The 25,246-nt window shown below is 64.1% G+C and carries 17 protein-coding genes and 1 pseudogene; 4 read left to right on the top strand and 14 right to left on the bottom strand.

Annotated elements, in window-relative coordinates:
- Positions 1-74: 74 nt before the first annotated feature.
- A complete protein-coding gene (locus M3A49_RS06350) occupies positions 75-2,036 on the bottom strand; it encodes an amylo-alpha-1,6-glucosidase (RefSeq protein ID WP_266227936.1) in 1,962 nt (653 codons plus the stop codon).
- A 309-nt stretch (positions 2,037-2,345) separates the two neighbouring features.
- Between M3A49_RS06350 and M3A49_RS06345 the strand changes: the two genes are divergently transcribed.
- Positions 2,346-4,109 carry a tannase/feruloyl esterase family alpha/beta hydrolase gene (locus tag M3A49_RS06345; RefSeq protein WP_266227935.1) on the top strand — a complete coding sequence of 588 codons (1,764 nt, stop codon included), beginning with the start codon at positions 2,346-2,348 and terminating at the stop codon, positions 4,107-4,109.
- On the opposite strand, the gene M3A49_RS06340 is transcribed toward M3A49_RS06345, so the two are convergent.
- The 6 genes from M3A49_RS06340 to rbsK all read right to left on the bottom strand — a co-directional run bounded on the left by M3A49_RS06340 (position 4,106) and on the right by rbsK (position 10,233).
- The gene (locus M3A49_RS06340; RefSeq protein WP_254355489.1) at positions 4,106-5,137 is read right to left on the bottom strand and encodes a substrate-binding domain-containing protein; all 1,032 of its coding nucleotides are present in this window, start codon (positions 5,135-5,137) and stop codon (positions 4,106-4,108) included. The genes M3A49_RS06345 and M3A49_RS06340 overlap by 4 nt on opposite strands.
- A 197-nt stretch (positions 5,138-5,334) precedes the next feature.
- Positions 5,335-6,300, bottom strand: a complete 966-nt coding sequence (gene rbsB, locus M3A49_RS06335) for a ribose ABC transporter substrate-binding protein RbsB (RefSeq protein ID WP_266227934.1) — start codon at positions 6,298-6,300, stop codon at positions 5,335-5,337.
- 107 nt (positions 6,301-6,407) lie between these two features.
- Positions 6,408-7,367: an ABC transporter permease gene (locus M3A49_RS06330; RefSeq protein WP_266227932.1), complete on the bottom strand. Its 960-nt coding sequence runs from the start codon at positions 7,365-7,367 to the stop codon at positions 6,408-6,410.
- A gap of 43 nt (positions 7,368-7,410) precedes the next feature.
- Positions 7,411-8,925, bottom strand: coding sequence for a sugar ABC transporter ATP-binding protein (locus M3A49_RS06325; protein WP_266227931.1), 1,515 nt, complete (start codon positions 8,923-8,925; stop codon positions 7,411-7,413).
- A 10-nt stretch (positions 8,926-8,935) separates the two neighbouring features.
- A complete protein-coding gene (gene rbsD / locus M3A49_RS06320) occupies positions 8,936-9,334 on the bottom strand; it encodes a D-ribose pyranase (protein ID WP_266227929.1) in 399 nt (132 codons plus the stop codon).
- Between the two features lie 8 nt (positions 9,335-9,342).
- The gene (gene rbsK, locus M3A49_RS06315; RefSeq protein WP_266227928.1) at positions 9,343-10,233 is read right to left on the bottom strand and encodes a ribokinase; all 891 of its coding nucleotides are present in this window, start codon (positions 10,231-10,233) and stop codon (positions 9,343-9,345) included.
- A gap of 283 nt (positions 10,234-10,516) precedes the next feature.
- Here rbsK and M3A49_RS06310 point away from each other — a divergent pair.
- Positions 10,517-11,391, top strand: a pseudogene (locus M3A49_RS06310) (3-hydroxyacyl-CoA dehydrogenase family protein).
- A gap of 18 nt (positions 11,392-11,409) precedes the next feature.
- Here M3A49_RS06310 and M3A49_RS06305 read toward each other — a convergent pair.
- On the bottom strand, positions 11,410-12,867 hold the full coding sequence (locus tag M3A49_RS06305; protein WP_266228074.1) for a sigma-54 interaction domain-containing protein: 1,458 nt from the start codon (positions 12,865-12,867) through the stop codon (positions 11,410-11,412).
- Positions 12,868-13,225: 358 nt separating this feature from the next.
- Between M3A49_RS06305 and M3A49_RS06300 the strand changes: the two genes are divergently transcribed.
- Positions 13,226-14,626, top strand: coding sequence for a GntP family permease (locus M3A49_RS06300; protein ID WP_266227926.1), 1,401 nt, complete (start codon positions 13,226-13,228; stop codon positions 14,624-14,626).
- 24 nt (positions 14,627-14,650) lie between these two features.
- Positions 14,651-15,442 (top strand): 3-hydroxybutyrate dehydrogenase, encoded by a 792-nt coding sequence (locus tag M3A49_RS06295; protein WP_266227925.1) that lies wholly within the window; start codon positions 14,651-14,653, stop codon positions 15,440-15,442.
- 34 nt (positions 15,443-15,476) lie between these two features.
- Here the strand turns inward: M3A49_RS06295 and M3A49_RS06290 are convergent, their stop codons facing one another.
- The 6 genes from M3A49_RS06290 to M3A49_RS06265 all read right to left on the bottom strand — a co-directional run bounded on the left by M3A49_RS06290 (position 15,477) and on the right by M3A49_RS06265 (position 25,142).
- A complete protein-coding gene (locus M3A49_RS06290; protein WP_266227924.1) occupies positions 15,477-16,256 on the bottom strand; it encodes a hypothetical protein in 780 nt (259 codons plus the stop codon).
- A 187-nt stretch (positions 16,257-16,443) separates the two neighbouring features.
- Positions 16,444-19,404, bottom strand: coding sequence for an EAL domain-containing protein (locus tag M3A49_RS06285; RefSeq protein WP_266227922.1), 2,961 nt, complete (start codon positions 19,402-19,404; stop codon positions 16,444-16,446).
- On the bottom strand, positions 19,401-20,645 hold the full coding sequence (locus M3A49_RS06280; RefSeq protein ID WP_266228073.1) for an ABC transporter substrate-binding protein: 1,245 nt from the start codon (positions 20,643-20,645) through the stop codon (positions 19,401-19,403). Before M3A49_RS06280 ends, M3A49_RS06285 begins: the two co-directional genes overlap by 4 nt.
- Positions 20,646-20,994: 349 nt before the next feature.
- Entirely contained in the window at positions 20,995-22,230 is a 1,236-nt protein-coding gene (locus tag M3A49_RS06275) for an MFS transporter (protein ID WP_266227921.1), read from the bottom strand.
- A 401-nt stretch (positions 22,231-22,631) separates the two neighbouring features.
- Positions 22,632-23,744 carry a porin gene (locus tag M3A49_RS06270; protein ID WP_416338922.1) on the bottom strand — a complete coding sequence of 371 codons (1,113 nt, stop codon included), beginning with the start codon at positions 23,742-23,744 and terminating at the stop codon, positions 22,632-22,634.
- 120 nt (positions 23,745-23,864) lie between these two features.
- Positions 23,865-25,142, bottom strand: coding sequence for an MFS transporter (locus M3A49_RS06265; RefSeq protein WP_266227920.1), 1,278 nt, complete (start codon positions 25,140-25,142; stop codon positions 23,865-23,867).
- Positions 25,143-25,246: the final 104 nt, after the last annotated feature.

Genomic DNA, 25,246 nt, shown 5'->3' with positions numbered 1-25,246 from the left:
GGCGCGAGCGCCGCGAAGCTCCCATGCTAGCGCGTTATGCCCGCCGGGCGTGCGCGCGGCGCTACGGATGCGGGCTAGCCGGCGTCGCCGAGCCGTTTGAGAACACGCAGCAATTCGCCGAGCGACCATGCCTGGAACGGTGCGCCGCCGCTACGGTGCGGCGCATCGCCATCGGCGACCTCGGAAACATGGTCAAGCCCGGCGCGGTCGAGATGCGCGAGCAGCGGCGCGACAAACCGCTCGCGAGCGCGCGCGCGCTGCGCCGCAGTATCGCCGTTCACATACAGCCAGGCATCCACGAAGGGGCCGAGCAACCAGGGCCAGACGGTGCCCTGATGATAGGCGCCGTCGCGCTCCAGCACGCCGCCACGGTACTGCCCGCGATACGCGCGGTCCGACGGCGCGAGCGTGCGCAGCCCCATGGGCGTGAGCAGATCGGCTTCGACCTGCGCCACGACCGGGCGCGCCGCATCGCCTTCTAGCAGCGCGAACGGCAGACCGCCTGCCGCGAAGATCTGGTTCGGCCGAATCGAGCGATCGGCCGTGCCGTCCACGTGATCGACATCGACCACGTCGAACAGCGCGCCCGTCGACGGATCGACAAAGCGCTCGGCAAACGAGGCGCTGGCGCGCACTTCGAGCTCGCGCCAACGCGTATCCCATGCCGCAGCGATGCGCAGCGCGTTGATCCACAGCGCCTGAATTTCGACCGGCTTGCCGATGCGCGGCGTGACGACCCAGTCGCCCGCCTTCGCATCCATCCAGGTGAGCTGCACGCCCGGCACGCCGGCTCGCAGCAGGCCATCACGCGGATCGGCTGCGATCCGGTAGCGCGTGCCGCGCGCATAGCCTTCGAGGATGGCGTCGACGGCGCCTTGCAGCGCATGCCGCGCTTCGTGGGGCACGTTCCCGGCCGCGAAGTAGTCGTGCACCGCCACGATGAACCACAGCGAGGCGTCGACGGAGTTGTACTCGGGCGCGCCACCCGCATCGGCAAAGCGGTTCGGCAGCATGCCCTCTGAGACGGTCGCCGCCCATTCGAGCAGGATCGCGCCCGCCTCCTCGTAGCGCTCGTTCGCGAGCAACAAACCACGCATGGCGATGAACGTGTCGCGGCCCCAGTCGGTGAACCACGGATAGCCCGCGACGATCGTGCGGCCGTCGCCGCGCGCGACGACATAGGCGTTGGCCGAACGCTGCAGGCGCGAGCCGAGCGACGCCCGGCGCACTTCCTCGAAGCCGGCGAGCAGTCGCGCGCGGCTCGCCGCGCTTTCATTGCTGTCGAGCGAGGTATCCAGCGCGCCAGACGATGATTGCGCGCGCAACAGTATCACGGCATCGCCCTTGTCGAGAGCGAACGTGAACACGCCTGGCGTCGCGAGATCCTCGATGCAGTCGAGACCGCGTTCGCGTTCGCGCGTGTAGCAGAAGTTGCGGTACCAATCCGGCGCATGCGTATAGGCGCCGTTCGAGCGCGCGACGACGGCGGGCAGATCGCCGTACGGTTGCCAGCGCACGTATTCGCCGTCGATCTGGGCGTGGAAGTCGAACGCGGGGTTCTCGTGGTGCAGCCCGTGATAGTCGCGACCCGAGATCAGCGGGCGGACTTTCAGCACGGCGCCGCCAGCCCCGGACGATGCTTCGAGCCGCCAGCGCAGCACGGTCTCGCGGCTCGCCTTCGCCACGAACACTTCTGCCGTGAGCACGGCGCCGCCGTCCAGCCGGTAGCGCCACGTGGGCCACGGCGACGTGTTGAAGCTAGCGATGCGCTCCGAGGTATCGGGATAGAGCAGATCGGGCGCATAGCGCTGCATCGTGAGCGCGGTCTTGCGCTCCCCGTCCTCGAGCCAGGCTTCGATGCCGCCCACGAGCACCACGCGGCTCGTGGGCGGCTGCGTAGCCGTGAGCAGCAGCGCGTGATAGCGGCGCGTACGCGCGGTGCCGACTGTGCCGGACGCGAATCCGCCGGCGCCGTCCGCTTCGAGCCATTCGTCGTCGAGGCGCTGCGCATCGATGGGGCTGTCAAGACGCGTCATCGGTTGTCCTACCCTCGTGGGTCACCTGCGCAACGATACTCCCGCCGGCTCGGCGCAGCCAGAAAGCGAGTCGAAAGCACGAAACGTCATCATCCGCCAGCAGCGGGCAAACGAATCGTGCGCAATTTGGCGGGTGCCGCACGTACCAGCGACTATTATGGATTCACCCATCAAGCGCCGGGCGCGAGCGCGAATGCGGTGGCCGCGCCATTGCCTAATGAAATACGGGGTATGAGTGCGTGGCGGCATAGGGGCCGATGCCGCGGCTTGCAGCGCCGTCTCGAGGCCTCACTGGAAGGAGACAACGCAATGAACTCGAACAGCGGGCTGTGGCGCGCTTGCAGGCTTGTGCCTTCGCGAGCCGGTGCGTTCTGTGTGTTGGTGCTGTGCGCCATCTGGAGCGGCGGCACGTATGCGCAACCGGTGGCGGACTCATGCCGCGACGCGGCGTGCGGACCGCACGGGACGCCGCCGCCGTCGAAAACGAGTTGCCCGCAATTGACCGGGCTGACCATTGCGGCCCGCAAGATCGACCTGCCGACCACAGGCGCCGTCGTCACGTCCACGACACAGATGGCGGCAAGCGGCAGCGGTGCGACCGCCACCGGCTCGTACTGTCTCGTCGCGGGCGCGATCCATCCGGTCGATCCGTCCGCGCCGGACATTCTCTTCAACATCGCGTTGCCGGACCAATGGAACGGCAAGATCCTGATGCTCGGCGGCGGCGGTTTCGACGGCTCGATTCCCGCCGTGACCGGCAACGTGCCGAGCGCGCCGGCCAATCTGCCGGGACCGCTGTCGCGCGGTTACGCGGTGTTCGCGAGCGATTCCGGGCATGAAGCGACCAACGGCGCGGTGAACGGCGCGTTCTCCGTCAACGCCGAGGCCTACGACAACTTCATGGGCGCGGCGCTGAAGAAAACGCATGACGCCGCGCTCGTGGTCATCAAGGCGCATTACGGCGCGCATCCATTCAAGGCGTATTTCGCGGGCGGCTCGACTGGCGGGCGCGAGGCGCTGACCGTCGCGCAGCGCTGGCCGCAGGACTGGGACGGCGTGATCGCGTTCTATCCCGCCTACGACTTCACGACGCTGAGCCTGCAACAGTTGCGCGTGACCGAAGGCTTCGCGGCGCCAGGCGCGTATCTCGACACCGCGCAGCGCGCGCTGCTGCTCAAGGCGGTCATGCAGGCGTGCGACGGGCTCGACGGTGTCGTCGACGGCCTGATCAGCAACGTGCAGGCGTGCAACGCGACGTTCAACCCGGCAACGGCCAGTGTCGACGGCGCTCCCCTGCGCTGCGCAGGCGGTGTGGCGCACGGCGATACGTGTCTTTCAGACCCGCAGATCGCGGCGCTCAACACCATGAACACGCCGCTCGTGTTTGCGTACCCGCTCGAAAGCGGCGAAACGCAGTATCCGGGCTACAACGTGTATGGCGCAGATCTCGGCGTGGGCAGTAGTTCGCCACTCGAGCCGATCGTCACGACGCTCGCATTGGGCACGACACAGCCCTCGTATCCGCTGCAAGGCACCGCGATGTTCGACGGGCAGATCGCCGACGAGTTCGTCCGCTACACGGTCATGAACAACCCGAACTTCGACTCGCTGACGTTCAATCCCGCGCTCGCCGGTCAATGGTCCGGGCGAATCAGCATGCTCTCGGGACTCGACGCGACCGACGCGAACCTCGCGCGCTTCATGCGGCGCGGCGGCAAGCTGCTGATGGCGCACGGCACCGTGGACCAGACCGTCAGCACGCGGGCAACCGAGATCTACTTCGAGCGCATGCAGCTGACGATGGGTTTTGGCGCCGTGGCGTCATTCGTGCGCTTCTATGAGATTCCGGGGCTGCAGCACGCGGTCGGCACTGAGTTCAACGCGTCGTGGGATTCGCTCACGACACTGGAAAACTGGGTCGAGCACGGCACGCCGCCGGTGCACCAGGTGGTCACCGACACCGCGGGCGTGCCGGGCCGCACGCGGCCGCTGTGCCAGTATCCGGCGTGGCCCAGCTATAACGGCGCAGGCGACGTGAACAGCGCCAAATCGTTTACGTGCGTGCAGGGTTAGCGCAAGTCAAGCGGCCCGCGCCGCTGCCGATAATGGATCTGCGCGGGCACCTGAATGGACTCGGGCGCGCCTTCGCCCTCGAGCAGCGAAAATACGCAGCGCAGGCTATGTTCCGCGAGTTGGCCGCTGTCCTGCACGATAGCGTCGATGCGAAGCGGCAGGCAGTCGAGCAGCTGATGATCGTCGAAGGTCATCACGCGGCCCGGCGCCTGAGCGAGCCGGTGCGCTTCGTTCACGAACTCCAGCAAGCCTTCGAGCAGCGTGATCGAACCGGCGAACAACGCCCCGGGATAGCGCCCATGCGCTTCGAACCAGGCCTTCATCAGCGCGTAGCCCGACTCTCGCTGGTAGTCGCGCTGAAACACCCAGTCGGGCTGCTCCGCAATGCCATGCCGCTCGAGCGCGAGCCGATAGCCCGCAAGACGGTCGCGGCTAGGTGACAGTTCTGGCTGGCCGCCGAAGAACACCACTTCCCGCACGCCTTGCTCGATCGTCTCGCCCACCAGTGCCGCCACCGTTTCGGCGGCGTCGGTAATCACATAGGGAATCGCGCTCGTCGCCACGCGGCGATCGGCGAACACGATCGGCAGACGCTTGACCCACTTGTCATAGCGCGGCGCTTCGGCCGTACACGGCACGACCACCACGCCATCCACCTGCTGAGCGACCAGATGCGCAATACCCTCAGTCTCGCGCACCGGATCTTCGTCGCTCGTCACGATCACGAGCTGATAACGGTAGCGCTCGCGGCATTGCCATTCCATGGCCTGGGCGAGCGCGGCGTGCGCCGAGTTGGTCAGATCGGGAATCACGAGGCCGATCGTGTTGCTGCGCCGCGAGCGCAGCGCGCGCGCCGACTGCGACGGCGTGAAATGATGGTCCCTCGCCACCTGCAGCACGCGCTCGACCGTCGCCGCCGAAATGCGGTAACGCTCGGCATTGCCGTTGAGCACCATGCTGGCCGTGGTGCGCGAAACCTCCGCGAGGCGGGCAATGTCGTCGATAGTCAGACGCTCGAACTGGGTCACGCGGCGTTCCTGCTGGGAGTAGGTTGGGGTCGGGTGAACGCGGGAGCGAAAAGCCCGCGACGCGGCTGTGAGCCAGGGCAAGCCCCAAAAACGAAGCGCCCCGTGTGACACGGGGCGCGCGGTAGCCCTCAAGCGCGCGCGTACGCGAAGATCTTCGCGTCCGATGGTACTACGCTCGCGCGCGCCTGAAAACGTGCTTACTGCTTGTACAGGTTCAGCGGCACCGGAATGAACTTGTCGACCGGCTGACCGTCGACCACCTTCTTCGCGGCCTGCACGCCATACTGGCCGATCAGTTCGGGCTGCTGCTGCACGGTCGCGGCCATCTGGCCAGCCTTGACCGCGGCGATCGCGTCGTCGGTGGCGTCGAAGCCGACCACGGCCACGTTCTTCAGGCCTGCAGCCTGCAGCGCCTTCACGGCGCCCAGCGCCATTTCGTCGTTCTGCGCGAACACGCCCTGAATGTCCTTGTTGCTCTGGATGATGTTTTCCATCACCAAAAGGCCCTTGGCGCGATCGAAGTCGGCCGGCTGCTTCGTGACGATCTTCACGCCACCCTTTGCCGCGATTTCGTCGTCGAAACCGGCGCCGCGTTCGTTGGCCGCCGACGAACCCGGAATGCCTTGCAGCTCGACGACGTTGCCCTTGCCGCCCAGCTTGTCGGCGAGGAAATCGGCAGCCATCTTGCCGCCCGCCTTGTTGTCCGAAGCGATATGCGAGCTGACTTCCGCGCCGTTCACGCTGCGGTCGAGCGAAATCACCTTGATGCCCTTGCTCGTCGCTTCCTTCACGACGTTGGCCACCGCCGAAGAATCGGTCGGGTTGATGAGGATGACGTTGACCTTCTTCTCGATCAGGTCTTCCACGCTCGCCTGCTGCTTGGCCGGATCGTTCTGCGCGTCGACGGTGATGAGCGTCACGCCGTCCTTCTTCGCTTCGTCTTCGGCGCCCTTCTTGAGCGAGACGAAGAACGGATTGTTGAGCGTCGAGATCGACAGGCCGACCGTAACCGCGCCGCCCGAAGCCGGCGCCGCAGCCGACGCGCCAGCATCGGCCGCGCTGCCCGGACCTTCCTTCGAGCAGGCCGCGAGGCCCAGCACGAGCGAACCGGCGGCGAGCGCCGCAAAGAGTTTCGAGATCGACGGCGAATTGTGCTTATGCATAGTCTTCCTCCTCGTTATATGTGGAGTGTGTGGAGATAAACAACTCAGGATAACTATTGATGCCAAACTGCCGCGCCACGCAAATCGAGCGTGGCGCGGCCAGGGTTTTACGACGACTTCTTGTTGCCGCGATCGATCAGCACGGCGAGCAGGATCACGATGCCCTTGATGACCTGCTGATAGAACGACGACACGTCGAGCAGATTCAGGCCGTTGTTGAGCACGCCGATCAGGAGCGCGCCCACGAGCGTGCCGAAGATCCAGCCACGGCCGCCCGTGAGGCTCGTGCCGCCCAGCACGACCGCCGCGATGGCGTCAAGCTCGTAGCCCGTGCCCGCGGTCGGCTGCGCGGAGTTCAGGCGCGAGGTCAGCACCACACCCGCGAGTGCCGACATGACGCCCGCGATCGTGTACACCCACAGTTGGATGCGATCGACCTTCACGCCCGAAAGCTTCGCCGATTCGGCGTTGCCGCCCGTTGCATAGATATGACGGCCGAACACGGTCTTGCGCAGCAGGACCCAGAACATGCCGAACATCACGAGCATGAGCACGACGGGAATCGGCACGAGGCGCGCGACATAGCCGCCGCCCAGCAGCGAGAAGAAGTCGCTGTTGAAGCTGCTGATCGGGCTGCCGTTCGACACGACGAGCGCGAGGCCGCGCAGCACCGTCATCGATCCGAGCGTGGCGATGAACGGCGCGACCTTGCCCTTGCTGATGACGAGACCGTTGGCGAAGCCCATCAGGCCGCCGGCCACGAGGCCGGCGAACGTCGCGACGATGGCAGGCGTACCTGCGCTCAGCAGCGTCGCGATGATCACCGAGGAAAGCGCCAGCACCGAGCCCGCCGAGAGATCGATGCCGCCGAGCAGAATCACGAGCGTCATGCCGAACGCGATCATCGCGTTGATCGACGCCTGCCGCATCACGTTGAGCAGATTGTCGACCGTGAGGAAGTCGCGGCTCACGATCGAGAGCGCCACAGAAATGATCAGCAGTGCTACGAAGGGTCCGAGCTTTTGCAGCGTCGCCCGGCTGCCGGGAGTGAGAGTCACTTGCGACATGTCATGTCTCGCTAGTTTTCAGTGAATGAGTCGGCGCCTTCGCTCAGGCCGCCAGAGTTTGCGCAGCAGTCGCCGGGCCGTGGCCGCCGGCTGCGGCCGTCATGATCAGTTCCTGGGTGGCCGTGGCCGCTTCGAAGATGCCGTTCTGGCGTCCTTGATGCATAACGAGAATGCGGTCGCTCATGGCCAGCACTTCGGGCAGTTCGGACGACACCATCACGATGGCGACGCCCTGCTCCGCGAGCTGATTGATGATCGTGTAGATCTCGGCCTTGCCGCCCACGTCCACGCCGCGCGTGGGCTCGTCGAGCAGCAGCACCTTCGGCGGCTGCGCCAGCCACTTCGCGAACACGACCTTCTGCTGATTGCCGCCCGAGAGGGCCTTGACGTCCAGTTCGGCGTCGCGCGTGCGCACGCGCAACTGCTTGATGAGACCGTCGACGGCGCTGCGCTCCGCGCGCTCGTTGACGAAGCCGAGGGTGGCGTACTGGTCCAGATGCACGAGCGTCGCGTTTTCGCGCACCGACATGCCGAGCACGAGCCCCTGCCGCTTGCGGTCTTCCGTGACGAAGCCAATGCCCGCCGCAATCGCGCCAGACGCGTCGCGCACGTCGAGCGGCTTGCCGTCGAGCGTGACCGTGCCCGCGCTCTTGTGGTTCGCGCCGAACAGCGTGCGCAGAATCTCGCTGCGGCCAGCGCCCATGAGTCCGGCGATACCGAGCACCTCGCCCGCGCGCACGTCGAACGTAATGCCTTCGATATGGCCGTCGTCCGCGAAACCGGCCACGCTCATGCGCACGTCGCCGGGCGCATGGCTGCGTTTCGGGAAACGCTCGCCAATCTCGCGGCCCACCATCAGGCGCACGACCTCGTCGAAACCGGTCTCGCGAATCGCGCGCACACCGACGAAATGGCCGTCGCGCAGTACGCTGATTTTGTCGCACACACGAAAGATCTCTTCCATGCGGTGCGAAACGTAGACGATCGCCACGCCGCTCGCCTTGAGCGACTGCATGATCTCGAAGAGCGTTTCGATCTCGCGGTTCGTGAGCGCGGCGGTCGGCTCGTCCATTACAAGGACTTGCGCGTTCAGCGACAGCGCCTTGGCGATTTCCACGAGTTGCTGCTGACCGATGGAGAGCAGCCCCGCCTCGGTCTGCGGATCGATGCGCTGCGCGCCGACCTTGTCGAGCCACTTGCGCGCCTCTTTGCGCATCGTCGCGACATCGACCATGCCGAAGCGGTTCGGCTCGCGGCCAAGGAAGAGATTCTCCATCACCGTCAACTGCGGGATGAGGTTCAATTCCTGGTGAATGATGGCGATGCCCGCGCGTTCGGCCTCGACGGTGCTGCGGATCTGCACCGCGCGCCCATCGACGAGGATCTCGCCTGCATCGGCCTGATATACGCCGCTCAGGATCTTCATGAGCGTCGATTTGCCTGCGCCGTTCTCGCCCATCAGCGCGTGGATCTCGCCTGCCTCGATGCGGAAATCGACGCCTTCGAGCACCCGAACCGGACCGAACGCCTTGCCGATCCCCTGCATCATCACTTGCATCCTGGACCTCTCAGAAAATCACGCCCGAATGCAAAATCACATTCGCGTAGGGGCTGCATTCGCCGGTGCGGATCACCGCCTTCGCCTCGCGGCAGCGGCGTTTGAATTCTTCGTGCGGCACGTTTTCCACGGCGATGTGCGCGGCGGCCATCTCGCGGCTGCGCGCCACCACGGCCGCGTTGTGCGTCTGCGCCTCGCTTGCGAACACCGCGCGCTCGGCCTTGAAGTCGGCGAGCACGCTGTCGAGCACGGCGAAGAAGTCCGGCACGCCGGCCGCGAGCGCGAGGTCGATGCATTCCACGCCGTCGGGAACTGGCAGCCCGCAGTCGGCGATCACGAGGCTGTCCGTGTGGCCCATGCGGGCCAGCACGCGTGCGATGTCGCGATTCAGATGTCCGTGTTTTTTCACTGCGAATCTCAGGCTTGCGTGTTCAGGAAGGCTTCGAGCTCGGCGAGCGAGGGCATGCCGCCCTGCGCACCGGCGCGCGTCACCGAAAGCGCGCCCGCCGCGTTCGCGCGCCGCACGGCCTCGCCAATGCCGAGATGCCAGAACGCCGCGAGCGCGCCGTTGAAGGTGTCGCCGGCGCCAGTCGTATCGACGGCTTCGACGGTGAACCCCGGCTGATGCACGAGCGCGCCATCGGCGTCGGCGTAGTACGCGCCGTCTTTACCGTGGGTCATGGCGATGCGCATGGGCGAGCGCGCGATGACCTCGGCCCACGCGCCTTCCGGCGTTTGCAGCGCGGTGGCGAGTTCGTGCTCGTTGGGCGTGAGCAGCGTGGTCAGTTCGAGCAGTTCGCCGCTCAGATCGACTGCGGGCGCGGGATTGAGAAAGAATGGCTTGCCGTGTTCGCGGGCTCGCCGCGCGGCGTGCAGCACCGTTGCGCAGGGCACTTCGAGTTGGGCGAGCACGACGTCGGCCTGGGCGATCGCGGCGCTTGCACGGTCGATGTCTTCGGGCGAAAGCTCGTGGTTCGCGCCAGGCACGACGATGATCGCGTTATCGCCGCCCGAGAGCGTGATCGACGCGATGCCGGTCGCTTCGCGGCCCGTGCTCACATGCGCGATATCGACGCCTTCGCGCGCGAGGGTCGCTTTCATTTCGCCGCCGAACGCATCGGCGCCGACGCAGCCGATCATCGTCACCTCGGCGCCAAGACGCGCCGCCGCGACCGCCTGGTTCGCGCCCTTGCCGCCCGGATGGGTCGAAAAATGCGTGCCGAACAGCGTCTCGCCGAGCCGGGGAAACGTGTCGGTCGTGACGACCATGTCCATGTTGATGCTGCCCACCACCACTACGCGCGCCATTGCACTCCCTTTCCACGGTTACCCGCGCCTGCGGTTTTTTGCCGTGCTAAAACGTAATCAGCTTGGGAGCGCAGTTATACCAGAGTCCTCACGCGGGTGAAATAGACCCAGGGTATAACCGGATACGCAGAACAATATGTCCCCGATTCTTGACGGCCGGCCGAAGCGGGCGACGCCGTGCCATGCGAAGCGCTATGCTGTCGAACCCCAATCAGGAACAGCAAGGAGATCAAGAAGCATGAACAGAACGGTGACGGTGGCGGGCGTGATCGGCACGGGATTGATGGGCGTTGGCATCGCGACGCAATGTGCGCTGCACGGGCTGCGCACGATCGTCCATGACGTCGATCCCGCCCGGCTCGAGAGTGTGTCCGTGAAGGCCCAGGCCGTGCTCGACGAACTGATCGACGCGGGCCGCATCGACGCGGCAACGGGCGCGGCCGCGCTTGCGCGTGTCGAAACGAGCGCGAGGCTTGAAGCCATGGCCGAAGCCCAGTTCGTCTTCGAGGCCGTGCCGGAAGTGCTCGATCTCAAGCACCGGCTCTATGCGCAACTTGGCGCGCTGCTGGCCCCCGACGCGATTCTCGCGAGCAACACGAGCGGCTTCGAGCCGGATCTGCTAGCCGGGCCGCTGGCCGCACCCGAGCGCTTCGTGATCGCGCATTTCTGGAATCCGCCGCACATGATCCCGCTCGTCGAAGTCGTGCCGGGGCGCGCCACCAAGCCCGACGTCACCGCGCGAACCGAGACGCTCATGCGCGCGATCGGCATGGAGCCCGTGGTGCTCGCCAAGGCGATCCCCGGCTTCGTCGGCAACCGGCTGCAATTCGCGGTGCTGCGCGAGGCGCTCAATATCGTGCGTTCGGGCGCGGCGAGCCCCGAGGTGGTGGACCGCGTGATGAAGGCGTCGCTCGGCCGGCGGTGGGGCATCGTCGGCCCGTTTGAGAGCGCGGACATGGGCGGCCTCGACACCTTCGTCGACATTTCCTCGATCTCATGCCCGAACTCGCGAAGGACGAAGACGTGATCGATTTGTTGCGCGCGCAAGTACAAGCGGGCCGCGTGGGTGTGCGCAGCGGCGCGGGCTTTTACGACTGGGATGAAGCGCATGTGGCACGCGTGAAGGCCGCGCGTAAAAAGCTCATTGCAGGCGGGTGACTGCACGGACTCACGGCATCAAACGTCGATACCGAGGGCAACGATGCGCCGGTACAGCGTCGCGCGCGCCATGCCGATCTGTGCGGCGGCGTTCGTCACTTGACCGCCCGCCGCGCGTAACGCTTCGGTCAGGAAGCGGCGTTCGTAATCGCGCATCGCTTCGTCGTACTGCTGATGCTGCTGCACGCCGGTGTCGTCCTGCGTATCGTGCTGATCGCCCCGCTCTTCGTCCAGGCGCCGCCCGCGCCCATCGCCAATGAAGCGCGCGAGCGAGCGCGCATCGATGCGCTCGCTATCCGATAGCAGCACCGCGCGCTCGAGCATATTACGCAACTCGCGCACGTTGCCCGGCCAGCCATACGCACACAGCACGGCAAGCGCATCGTTGTCGAGTTCGAGATGCCCCGCACCGCTCTGCACCGCGAGCTTGTCGAGAATCGAATACGCCATCGCCTCGATGTCCGCCAGGCGTTCGCGCAGCGGCGGCACGCGAATCATCAGCACGTTGAGCCGATAGTAGAGGTCCGCGCGAAACCGGCCCTGCGCCACGAGCGCGGGCAGATCCGCCGAGGTCGCCGCAATGATGCGCACATCGGTGCGCACGATGCGATTCGAGCCGAGCGGCTCGAACTCCTGTTCCTGCAAAACGCGCAGCAATTTGCCCTGCAGCGCGAGCGGCATGTCGCCGATCTCGTCGAGAAAGAGCGTGCCGCCCTGGGCCAGCTCGAACTTGCCGATGCGCCCCTTGCGCTCCGCGCCCGTGTACGCGCCCGCCTCCGCGCCGAAGAACTCCAGTTCCAGCAGTGTGTCGGGAATCGCCGCGACGTTCACCGTCACGAGCGGGCCGTCCGCGCGTCCGGACGCGCCGTGTATGGCGTGCGCAAGCAGTTCCTTCCCCGTGCCCGTTTCGCCCAGCAACAGCAACGGCGACGCGAGACGCGCGGCCCGGCGCGCCTGGCGCTTCACTTCTAGGCTTGCAGCGCTCGTGCCGATCAGGCTCGAAAAGCTGTACTTCGCGCGGCGCACCTGCGCGAGCGACTGGCGCGTGCTGATCAGTTCGGCTCGCAGCCGCGCGTACTGGCTGAAGAGCGGCGACAGTCCCTTGAGTTCGTTGAACAGCACGAAGCCGACGGCGCCGATCGTTTCGCCGTTGTCGTCCTTGATCGGCAAACGCGTGACGACGATCGGATCGCGATCGGTCTCGAGAATGTCGAGCAGAATGGGCTCGCCCCCCGTCACGACGTCGCGCATCATGCTGTTCGGAATGACGGCCTCGCAATCGAGACCGATCACGGCCGTGGGGTCGTCAAAGCCGAAGCGCGCCGCGTAGTGCTGGTTGATCCAGACCACGCGCGCGTTGCGATCGACGATCACGGTGCCTTCGCTGAACTTGTCGAGCGATTGAAAGAGCGATTGCATCGCCAGCTTGCGCACGTGGTCGTAGTCGGCCAGCAGCGCGGTCGTTTCGATTTCCATTCGGTGCTTTTCTCGGGGCGTGGCCTTGACGTAGTCCGTCACGGCCAGCGGATTCTCATTTTCGGGACGCATTATCTCAGAAATGAGATTTCGCCACGTCCCCTGAAATTCCCCGGCTTCGCGCGCGGAGTTGCAAGCGGCGGCGCGCCTTTCTTCGCCTCAACCGTCTCAATTTTGAGACTTGCTGCCGCCGCAACCATCGCGGCGCACCCTCGTGCTCCATGCCGCCCGTTTGCGCGCCGCTTCGCGCAAGGCTCGCCGGTCGCTGGCACATATCGTGCTCTATTGCGCGGTCGCGCCGGCTTCGGCGCGCGCCAACAACAAACAGACCTGCACGAATAAACCTACTGGAGACAAGATGTCCTTTGTGATTGTGATCGCCGCTTTGGCGTTCCTGATGTTCGTGGCCTACCGCGGCTACAGCGTCATTCTCTTTGCGCCCATCGCCGCACTGGGCGCCGTGCTGCTGATCGACCCCTCCGCCGTCGCCCCCGTGTTTTCCGGCATCTTCATGGAAAAGATGGTCGGCTTCGTCAAGCTCTACTTCCCCGTCTTCCTGCTCGGCGCGGTGTTCGGTAAGGTCATCGAACTATCCGGCTTCTCCGAGGCGATCGTGGCCGCGGCGATCCGCTACATTGGCCGCTCGCGCGCCAACGCCGTGATCGTCGCGGTGTGCGCGCTGCTCACCTACGGCGGCGTCTCGCTATTTGTCGTGGTGTTCGCGGTGTATCCGTTCGCCGCCGAGCTCTATCGGCAGAGCAACATTCCCAAGCGCCTCATGCCGGGTGCGATCGCGCTCGGCGCGTTCACGTTCACGATGGATTCGCTGCCTGGTACGCCGCAGATCCAGAACATCATTCCCACCACCTTCTTCAAGACCACCGCGTGGGCCGCGCCCTGGCTCGGCGTGATCGGCTCGATCTTCATCATCGTGGTCGGTCTCACGTACCTCGAATGGCGCCGCCGCAGCGCCATGGCGAAGGGCGAAGGCTATGGCACGTCGCTCGTGAACGAACCGGAGCGCGTCGAGACCGGCAACCTGCCGCATCCGGCGCTGGCCATCGCGCCGCTCGTGCTCGTTGGCGTCTCCAACTTCCTGCTGACGAAGTGGATTCCGCAGTGGTACGGCGAAAGCTTCACCGTCGCGCCCGACGTGCTGCCCGGCATGCATGCGCCCGTGACGGTGGCCGTGAAGAGCGTCGTCGCCATCTGGGCCGTGCAGGGCGCACTGCTGCTCGGCATTCTGCTCGTCATCGTGACGGCATTCGGCCGTGTGAAGGAACGCTTTGCGACCGGCACGAAAATCGCGGTGAGCGGCGCGCTGCTCGCCACGCTCAATACGGCATCCGAGTACGGCTTCGGCGGCGTGATCTCGGCGCTGCCCGGCTTCCTCGTGGTCGGCAATGCGCTCAAGGCCATTCCGAATCCGCTCGTGAATGCGGCCGTTTCGGTTTCGGCGCTCGCGGGTATCACGGGTTCCGCGTCGGGCGGCATGAGCATCGCGCTCGCCGCCATGTCGGACACCTTCATCAAGACAGCGCAGACCATGCACATTCCGATGGAAGTGCTGCACCGCGTGGTGGCGATGGCGAGCGGCGGCATGGATACGCTGCCGCACAATGGCGCGGTCATCACGCTGCTCGCGGTCACGGGCCTCACGCACCGCGAGTCGTATCGCGACATTTTCGCGGTGACCATCATCAAAACGCTCGCGGTCTTCTTCGTCATCGCCGTGTTCTATCTGACCGGTATCGTCTAACCGGCAACTACATCAGGCCCACCCATGCATCTCCCCAACACGCTCTCCCTCGCCGGAAAAACCGCCGTCGTGACCGGTTCGACCAGCGGCATCGGCCTCGGCATCGCGACGGCGCTGGCTCGCGCAGGCGCCAACATCGTCCTGAACGGTTTCGGCGATCCGGCGGCCGCGCTCGCGCAAATCGAAGCGGCCGGCGTGCGCGCCGTGCATCACAATGCGGACATGAGCCGTCCTGCCGAGATCGAAGCCCTCATGGCTTTCGCGGCAAGCACGTTCGGCGGGCTCGATATTCTCGTCAACAACGCCGGCATTCAGTACGTCGAAACGATCGAGAACTTTCCAGTGGAGCGTTGGAATCAGATCATCGCGATCAATCTGAGCGCGACGTTTCATGCGACCCGCGCGGCGCTTCCCATCATGCGCGCAGCAGGTTGGGGACGCGTGATCAATATCGCTTCGGTACACGGGCTCGTGGGCTCGGTCGGCAAGTCGGCCTATGTTGCGGCCAAGCATGGCGTGATCGGGCTCACCAAGGTCGCCGCACTGGAAACCGCGCGCAGCGGCGTGACCGTCAATGCGATCTGTCCGGGCTGGGTGCTCACGCCGCTCGTGCAGAAGCAAATCGACGACCTGGCCCATCGCGAGGCCATTTCCGTTGAAGACGCCACGCTGAAACTGCTCGGCGAAAAGCAACCGTCGGCAAGCTTTGCGACGGTCGAGCAAATCGGCGGCGTGGCGGCGTTCCTGTGCTCGGAGGCGGCGAACGAGATGCGCGGCGCCGAGCTCAAGGTGGACGGAGGTTGGCTCGCGCAGTAAAAGCGGCGGCGGCGCGCGAGGGATGTACAACGCATCAATCGCGCGCCATGCGCCGCAGCTTCATGTTGTGCAGCCGCTGGCTGATCCCTTTGAAGACACTGCTTTCGTGCGGGTCGCCGAAATGGAACAGCACCGTGCATCGAACGCTGGAAAGCGCGCAGGCCTGATTCGCATGCAGCGAGCGCAAGCCCCAAATGAAGTAAAGATTACCCGGCTGCAACGTCACGACTTTCGCAGAAAGCCATTTCTGCACACGCGGTGAGCGCCAGATCCTCGCGAGCAGCTTTTCCACGATTGCCTTCTCGACGATATTGACGATCGCAAAGCGCCGCGCATTGCGTAGATTCGGAAACGTCACGAGATTGCCGGCCAGTTCGCCCGGGTCATTGGGAATCAGAATCGGCAGCAGGATCGATATGGCGTACGAGTCGTAGTGGAAATTGTTCGAGTGACGGATGCCCTGTTTTCCCGATAGCACGCGCATCACCGGCAGAATCCGGTCGCTCGGCGGCGGCGTCCCCATCTTGCGCACATACAGCTGGCGCAATAACGCATGCAGCCCCGAGTCTTCGAAAAGCGGGGCGAGACAGGTGCCCGTTATCCATTGCGCCCCGCTAAAGCCAAAGTATCGGGCGCCCTGCTGCCCGACCAGCTCGGCTACCCCGCTGCGCAGCTTCGTGAGCATTGCGGCTGGCACGATGTCATCGAGCACGCCCACTCCGTCGTTGTCCATCGACTGGGCGAGCGCCTGCGCACTCTGCACGTCTATCCGCACGATTTCATCGAGCGGCCGTTCATCGTCCAGCACGTTCATTGCGGTCCCTCGCGCAGCCCGATCGGCGAATACAGGCACACGGTCAATGCAGACCGTAGACTGAGGGAACAAGCTTTCGTGTTCCGTACGTCTTCGCACAGAACGCCCGAACGCGTCGATTTATATGCTGGCTGATTATTTCGGGTCGTTGCGCAGTGAGTCGATGCGATGCCGCCGCATCGATACGTTAGCGATCGCTTCGCTCCTGCTCGCCCGCCGCGCCTTCTGCGATCAACGGCCAGACCACCTGTTCGAACTGCTCGGGCTCGATCGGCCTGGAGTACAAATAGCCCTGCGCGAAATCACAGCCCATCGACTTGAGAAAATCCCGTTGCTCGACGGTTTCCACGCCTTCGGCGATGACCTGGATTCCCAGCTTGTGCGCAAGCACCACCATCGCCTCGCAGAGCACCTGATTGTTTTCGTCCACGCTCAGGTTCTGGACAAACGAGCGATCGATTTTCAGGTAATCGATGTCGAAGCGTTTGAGATAGGCCAGCGAGGAATAGCCGGTGCCGAAGTCGTCGATCGAAATGCCAATGCCCGCAAGACGGAAATCGAGCAGCCTCTCGTCGATATTCGATTCGGCCTGCAGCAGCAGCCCCTCGGTGATTTCCACCACCACGCTTTGCCCCGGCACACCCTCGCGATCGAGATAGTCGTGCCACCGCACGCCAACCGTGCTGTCCTGGCGGACCTGCACCGGCGACATGTTCACACTGATCTGGAACGACGGATCGTATTGCTCACGCCATACGCGCGCTTGTTGCACGGCTTGCCTGAACACCCAGTCGCCGATGGGAATGATCAGGCCCGTGTCTTCGGCCAGCGGAATGAATTCCAGCGGACTGATCATGCCGCGCTCGGGATGCAGCCAGCGTAACAGGGCCTCCGCTTTGCAGACCCGGCCCGTTGCGAGGTCCACGACCGGCTGATAAAGCAGCCGAAGCTGATTGCGCGGCAGCGCCGAACGCAGGTCGCTGGTCAGGCGCAAGCGCGTTTCCGCCTCCAGCTGCATGTCGGGCGTGAAGTAACTGAAGCGGTTCCGTCCGGCATTCTTGGCCGCGTACATGGCCTGGTCGGCGTTCTTGAACAACGCGTCGAGTTCAACCGTGTCGTCGGGGAAAACGGTGACGCCGATACTCGCCGAAATGTAGACCTCGTCCGCGCCGAGTTTGAACGGTTCAGTCAGTCTGCGATTGATATTGCGCACGGTCTGCTCGACCGTTTCCATGTCTTCGAGATCGGGCAAGATCACCGTGAACTCGTCGCCGCCCAGCCGCGCGACGGTATCCAGATTGCGCACGCACGCGCTGATGCGGCGCCCAGCCTCGATCAGCAGCACGTCGCCGCGGTCGTGCCCCAGCGAGTCGTTGACCTCCTTGAAGCGATCGAGGTCGATCAACATCAGGGCCACGCGCCTTTGCGAACGGCGCGCGAGCGTGGCCTCCTCAGTGAGACGATCGTGAAAGAGCTGCCGGTTCGGCAGACCCGTCAGCGCATCGAAATTGGCCTGCTTCCAGATGGTCGCCTCGAACGCCATCCGGTCGGAGAGGTCGCGACCGACTGCCAGCACCGAAGTGACATGGCCGGAGCGATCGATCTCAGGCGTGATGCGAATGTGAGTGCATTGTTCCTGCCCGTCCTTTCCCGCCCACCGCAATTCGAACTGCGCGCTTTTTCCCGTCGCGATGACTTCGCCGATCTTCCTTTCGTAGACCAGCGCATTGGCCCCGCCAGGAAGCTCCGAAGGCCGCTTGCCGAGGACGGTGGCGAGATCGCATCCCGCCGATGTGCAAAAGGCCGGATTGGCGAAGGTGCGGCGCAGCTCGCGGTCATATCGCGTGATCGTGTCGGGCGAATTCTCGATCAGCGTGCGCGACTCCCGTTCGCGGGCGACGAGTTCCGCCGTTCGGTCGACGACAGTCTGTTCGAGCGACGCATTGATTTCGTTGATCTTGAGAATCTTCTGCCTGATCGCCGTGCGCATACGCTCAAAACGCTGCGCCAGCCGCGCCAGTTCGTCTGGTCCGCCAAGCGCGCCTTCCCCGTCCTTGCCATCGTCCTCGACGGCGCCGGCATCCTCGCCGGTGTCGTGCATCCGGCGCACCAGATCCTGGAGCGGCGCCGAAATGCTGTACGAAATAAAGTAGGCAAGAAAAATCGAAAGCAGAAACCCGGAGATGCCGACCACCACGATCTGGTTGCGTACGGCCTGTGCCTCCGCGGTGAGATTCTGTTCAGCGATCGTGCTGACCACGAACCAGCTCGTGCCGGGAATGCGCGCGTAGGCGGCAAGATAATGGCCGCCGCGCCTGGCTGCGAAATTGACGAACCGGCTCGACTCGCCCGATACGCGGTGGCGCGCGATATCCTCGATCAGGCCGGGCTCGGGCGCCGCGCCCGGGTTGGGCGACGACGCATGATTCGGGACTACGATGATCTTGTTGTCGCTCGCATCGAATACGTAAATCTCCGTTCCGCTGCCCGTCGCGACGTCGTTGAAAATCGCCGAGAAGTATTCCGGGCGAACGACCAGAACCAGACTGCCGATCTTCGCGTTGTCGCTCTTGTTGTAGATGGCGCGCACCATCCCCAGGTTCTGCTGGCCGACGCCGTCGTCGTAGCTGCCCCAGTAGGTGCGTTCATGCGACTCTTCGGCAATGCCGACGAGCGCCGTCACGCCCGAAGTCAACTGCGCAAATGCCTGCGTATCCAGAATCCGGTCTTTCTGGTCGAGCAAATATTTCTGGTTGATGAAATCGACCGATCCATAATGCTCGAGCAGCAAACGCGTCATGTCCTCGCGCGCCTCGCTCTGCTCCCTGGCGCTGCCGCTCGCCGCTCTCGACAGCGCGGCCTGGACCCGGTCCGAAAGTACGAGAAGATTACTTTCCGTTTCGATCTGATGCATGCGCAGTTCGACATTTCTCGAAACCTGCCTCACTACCTCTTTCGAAAATATCTCCGCATTTTCCTTGATCGCCGCAACCGACTTCACATAGGAAATGCAGCCCGAAATGATAATGGGCAACAGCGCCAACAGAATGAAAGCGGCAATCAGTCGATAGCGAATCTCGACGCGTCGAAGCAAATCCTGGCAGAGGTAGTCGAAAGCGCGTCGCAGCAGCGCGGAGATTGCATTCATTTGTAGTGCATCTTCGCTTCAGTCTTGACCGAGATGTCCAGGCGCTGCGCAGCCTGCCTGGGTGTAATTTTCCTGAGCAGCACATCCTGCATCAATTTATGCACCAGCTCAATCGTGTTGGAAGGAAGCGAAGAATAATAGGGGCTTGCCGTGACCGGATAACGGCTGACCGCGTTCGCGTAGTCGACGATCTCCACGTCGCTCACCACGGTGCCCATGCCTTGCTGAAGAGGCGAAATGTTGTGGCGCTTCCTCTGAAGAATCGGGAATCCCTTGCCGGCGATGAATTCCAGAAAACGCATGGCCGCGGCCTTGTTGGGCGTTTCGCAAACGGCGAAGCCCGTTTCGCTGCCGAGCACCGGCACGACGCGTTCGCCGCGCGCGTTCCACGGCGGCACGAACACGCCCACCGAGAAATCGTTTCCATGCAGCATGAGCCCGGCGGCCCAGCTGCCCTGGAACGCCATCGCCACCTTGCCTTCCTTGAAAAGGCGAATGCCCTCGTCGTAGCCCGTCGTCATGAACGACGGCTGCGCGTAACCGCGCTCGGGTATCAACGCGATCCTGGCGAAGATCTCGGCCACCTCTGGCGTATCGAGGTTCAGCGTGCCGTCCGCCATTTTTTCTTTCCAGTAAGGCTCGCGCGCGACTACATTGTTGGCAAAGCCCGAAGCGAATGGCCCGTTGCCGAGCATGTTCGGAAAGCCGCCGCTCCACATCACCGGAATCATGCCCGCCTGCTTGAGCCTGGCGCACACCGCCAGAAACTCATCGAAATTCGTCGGCAGCGTGTCGATGCCGGCCTTGGCGAACATGGCGCGGTTGTAATAGATCATCGTCGTCGCCACGCCGCCCGAAACGCCGAAGCCCCTGCCGTCGCGACTGGTCCAGTCGGCCTTGAGCGGATCGAGCATGTTCTTCCATGCGGCGCTCTGGCGGACATCGGCGAGCACGCCCTGGTCGGCCAGCTCGGCGGCATAGGCGTTCGGATTGATGCTGACGAGGTCCGGCAGCGTGCCCGCCGCCACGCGCGGCTTGATGTTCCCCTCGACCGAGTTGCCGACCATGAACTGCACGTTCACGTGCACGTCGGGATCGAGCTTGTCGAACTCGGCGGCGATCTGGAGCATCTCCTCCGGCCAGTCCGGCGCCCAGATCAGCGCGGTGATGGTGGTCCGTACCGGCGCGGCCTTGCTGCTCAGGGCGCCGTTCTGCTGATCGCAACCCAGGAGCAAGAGCATGCCGATCAGACCAGACAGCAGCCAGGCAAACTTGATTCCGTGCACGTAACGCTCGCTTTCAGTTCGGGAATGGCGGACCCTGCGGAACGCAGGGGAACCACTTTGCATATCGGCCGAAACCGGGCGTCACTTGAGGGGGTTACGCGTGAGCGTGGCACGCGTAATTCGGCGAGCCTTGGGGGCGAACGATCATGCCCGTTCGCAAACGTTGGCGCGGTGCGATGCGCTAACGTGGTGCAATGACATCAGGTCCCTTTGCGCAGACCCAGAACACGCGTGCGCGTTTCGTGCATCACGGGGCGGCGAGGTCGATGGCTCGCCGCCTTGCGTCGCTTTCGTATCAATCGTTTCAATCGAGCGACGGGCTGCATTCGCATTCGAGCGCCGCGACGCGCGCCGGCCGCTCCATTGCCGCCAGCCGCTGCAATGTCACGAGTCCGAACACCGCGAGCGCGCAGCCGAGCACCAGATCGGCACGTATGCCCGCACGGTCCACGATCGTGCCGCCCACCAACGAGCCAAGCGCAATCGCCACCTGGATCACGCTCACGAACATCGCCGAGCCCGCTTCGGCGAGATCGGCCGTACCGCGCTGAATCCACACGGAGAAGCACAGCGGAATCGCGCCGAACGCCACGCCCCACATCAGCATCGCCGCGATCTCGCCAATTCGCACGTGGTCGAGCAGAATCATCGCCGAGAGCGCGCACAACAGCAGCGCCGTCATCGTCGCCACGGCGAACTTCAGGCGCGTGGCGACGACCGCCGAAGTCAGCGCGTTCGAGAAAAAGCCGATCACGCCGAATGCGAGCAGCAGCAGCGTGATCGCGCTCATCGAGAAGTCCTGCTGAAGCAGCGGGGCAATGAACGTGTAGGTCGAGAAATGCGCGCCGAACACGAGCGCCACCATCAGCATGCTCAGGCGCACATGCGGGCGGCGCAGCAGCGTGGCGAAATCGGCGAGACGCAATGCGGCGGCGGAAGGCAGCGTTGGCACCAGCAACGCCTGCGCAACGAGCGCGAGCGCGACGAGGCCGCCCGTCACGAAAAACGACATGCGCCACGACGCGAAACCGGCGATAAAGGTGCCGAGCGGCACGCCGATCACCGTCGCGAAGGTCACGCCGGTCAGGATAATGGCCGTTGCGCGCGCGGCGTCGCTCGTATGCACGAGGCGGCCCGCGGCTGCGGTTGCGAGGGTCCAGAAGCCGCCGAGCGCGGCGCCGAGCATCGCGCGGCCAACCAGCATGAGCGCGAAATTCGTCGCAAGTGCGGAGACGATATTCGACGCGAGCAGCATGGCCGTGAGCAGGAGAAATACCTGCCGCCGGTCCATGCGGCCGGCAAACATCATCAGGCCCGGCGCGAAGATCGCCGCCATCACGCCCGGGGTGGTCACCATGAGGCCGGCCGTGCCCGGCGTCACGCCGAGGTCGCGGGCGATCTCGGTGAGCAAACCGACCGGCAGGAATTCAGACGTTACGAACGCGAATGCGCTGATCGCCACGGCAAAGACAGACAACCACTGGCGCAGTGTCGTCTCTTCGAGCGGCGCGGGCGCGAGATTGAGAGAACGGTCATTCATGTTTCTATGACTGTTTTGTGTGTGGCGAATAATAAAAGCCATTGTTCGGCAATTTCGCACCAAAAAATGGGGAAAATCGCCGTTTAAATGGCCAATCGGGAATGACGTTTAAATTAACATCAAATAAAGAATTGCGTGCGGCCCTGCGATTAGCGGGGTCGTCAAAAGGGTTATGAATGGAATGTGACGCGGCCTGCCGCGCGCCGCGCGGGCGGGGCAGTGATTATGTCATTTCAGCACCGGAAAAATAAAACGATATTTTTCCGGGGACATATTGGGCATCGAATCGATGCTTATGCCTGTCGCTGGATAGCAGGTTGAGGGCGCCGGGAAAGCGCCCCGTGAGGCATTGCCGGAAACTGGTCTTTCAAGTCAGGCTCGGCGCTTGCACGCGCCCGGGTTCAGAACCGCGTCTGCACGCCCACGCGAGCGATGAACTGGTTAGGACCACTCGACGTACCATTGGGGTCGAGCACGCCGCTAATCAGTGCCTGAGCCCCGGCGTTCGTACGCTGATACACGGTCTCCGCATACACGACCGTCCGCTTGGACAGGAAGTGATCGACGATGGCCGTGATCTGGTGCGCGTGATTGTTGTCGAGATACGCATTGCCCTTCATGTACATGTAGTCGGCGGCAATCGCCCAGTCTGGCGCGAGCAGCCAGTTCGCACCGGCTTCGGCCTGGGCAATGGCGCCGCCGTTGAAGGTGTTGCGCACGGTCGTCACCAGCAGCGTCGCCATGACCTTGCCGAAATCGTAGTGCGCGCCCACGCCCCAGTTGCGAATGCCGACATCGGGTTCGCCGGCCTCTACATATTTGGCTTCCGTGTAGGCCGCCGCCATGCCGAACGCGCCGTTGGCGTAATTCGCGCCGGCGCTGACCGTGTTGCCGCGTCCGAATGCGCCCGGAATGCCACCAAAGCCGTACAGGCCGCCGAAGCTGAATCCGGCAAACTTCGGCGATTGATACTTGACCGAGTTCTCGACCGTGGCGCCGGCCATGCGGTCCCAGTCGAACTGCGGCGCAAAGGGCGGATTGCCCGGAATCGCGATCTTCGCAAACGGGCCCGCGCGGAAATTGTAGAGGCCCCCGACTTCCATCGCTGCGTCGTCGTGCCCGAAAAACAGCGAATCGGTCATAAAGTCGTACTGGTTGCCCATCGTCAGCCTGCCGTACTGGTCGCTGTCGAGGCCAACGTACGCGTTGCGCCCGAAGATCCCTTGACCCGAGATGATCGAACCGGTCCCCATCGAAAATTGATCGACGAGATCGAACACCGCATGCAAGCCGCCGCCCAGATCTTCGCGGCCGCGTATTCCGAGCAGGTTCGGCGTGAAAATGCCGTCGTCGAACTTCAACACCGAGTGGCCGCCCTGGTTGCTGACCCACGACACGCCCGCGTCCACCATGCCGTAGAGCAACACGCTGTCGCCCGCGGGGGCGCCTTCCGCATGTGCCTGCGCGCAAGCCATCACCGATACCGCCGTGCACCACAGTGCGAGGCTCTTCATTGACGTCTCCTTTACCTTGATCTCTTTGTCGGCATCCATTTATTACGGATGCCTTAGTAATTGGAATAATCTTCGAACTTCGGGAAACAGTAACGGCGCCGGGGCGCCGCTACCGCAACATCAGTCGGATTGCAATGCGACTGGGACCGGACGGCGCGCCAGCGCGCGCGGTGCGGTTTCGATCAGGAACATCGAAACGAAGATGCCGCAGATCAGCCCGCCGAGCGCGAACTGCAGCGTGAACTGAATGCCGTCGTGCTGCGCGACATACCCGGCAATAGCCGGCGCAATGCCGCCGCCAAAAATCTCGCCGGCGCCCGAAGTAATGCCAATGGCCGAGGCGACGAGACCCGCCGGCGCCGCTTCAGTCGCGATCGGCCCGGTGAGAACGCCCAGCATGCCAAGCGCGAAGAACGAAACGACGAACAGCACCGCAAAGAGCATCCACGGGTTCGCGCCGATGCGGGCGAACACATAGAGCGAAATCGCCGCGCCCGCGAACGAGACGACCGAAGTCAACCGCCGCCCCGCGACGTCGGAGAGACTGGCAAGACCGAACTCGCCGAGAAAGCCGCCGAAACCGATCGCCGACACGACAAAGCCCATCTGCGAGGTGTCGAGGTGCAGATAGTCCACGAGATAGTTGGGCACCATCGCGCCGATCACGAAGATGCCAGCCATCGCGCAAAGCGTGGCCAGCATGGCGAGCACGACATTGCGGCTGCCGAAGAGCGCGCTCCAGCGTGGACCGCCCGTTGCGTGCGCAACCGTTGCGTGCGCCGGCTTGATTTGCGGCGCGTCGCGCAACATCGTCGCGATCAGAACCGCCACGATGAGACCCGGCACGGCGGAAACCGCGAACACCCAGTGCCACGACGGCACGACGCGCAACAACTGCGTCGCAATGATCGGCGCGAGGCCAAGGCCCATCAGCGCGAACATGCTGAGCTGCAGCCCCTGATTGCGCCCGCGGCGCGACGGATGCGAGGCCTCGCCGACCGTTGCCACGCTCGTGGGCGTGAATGCGCCCTCTGCGACGCCCATCAACGCGCGGATGAGCAGCAGGCTCGCGAAGCCGGTGGCGAATCCGGAGAAGCTCGAGAGCAGCGAGAACATCACCATCGCCGCGATCATGATCTTGCGCCGGCCGATGCGGTCGGACAGGCGGCCCATGAGGATCGAGAACACGCCCCACGCAATGCTGAGAATGCCGATCAACTGGCCGAGCTGCTGGTAGCTCAGGTTGAGGTCTTTCATCATGTGGGGAAAGAGCGGCGCGATCATCCAGCGATCGAGCCCGACCAGTCCGAAGCCGATGGCGAGCAGGATCAGCGTTCTGCGTTCGTTTTTCAGATCGTGTGGTTTGTGCGGATGGTGGGATTGGGCATGCCTCGTCACGTTTGTCTCCATGATTGTTGTTCGTTCGTATTACGAACGTCGTTTCGTTTATCGAACTCCGAGCGAGATCGTAGGAAACCTCACCTACTGATGTCAATCAAAAA

It is taken from the genome of Paraburkholderia sp. CNPSo 3076 (assembly GCF_026343935.1).
Lineage (GTDB): Bacteria > Pseudomonadota > Gammaproteobacteria > Burkholderiales > Burkholderiaceae > Paraburkholderia > Paraburkholderia nodosa.
This window is presented reverse-complemented; position numbering and strand designations above follow the sequence as displayed.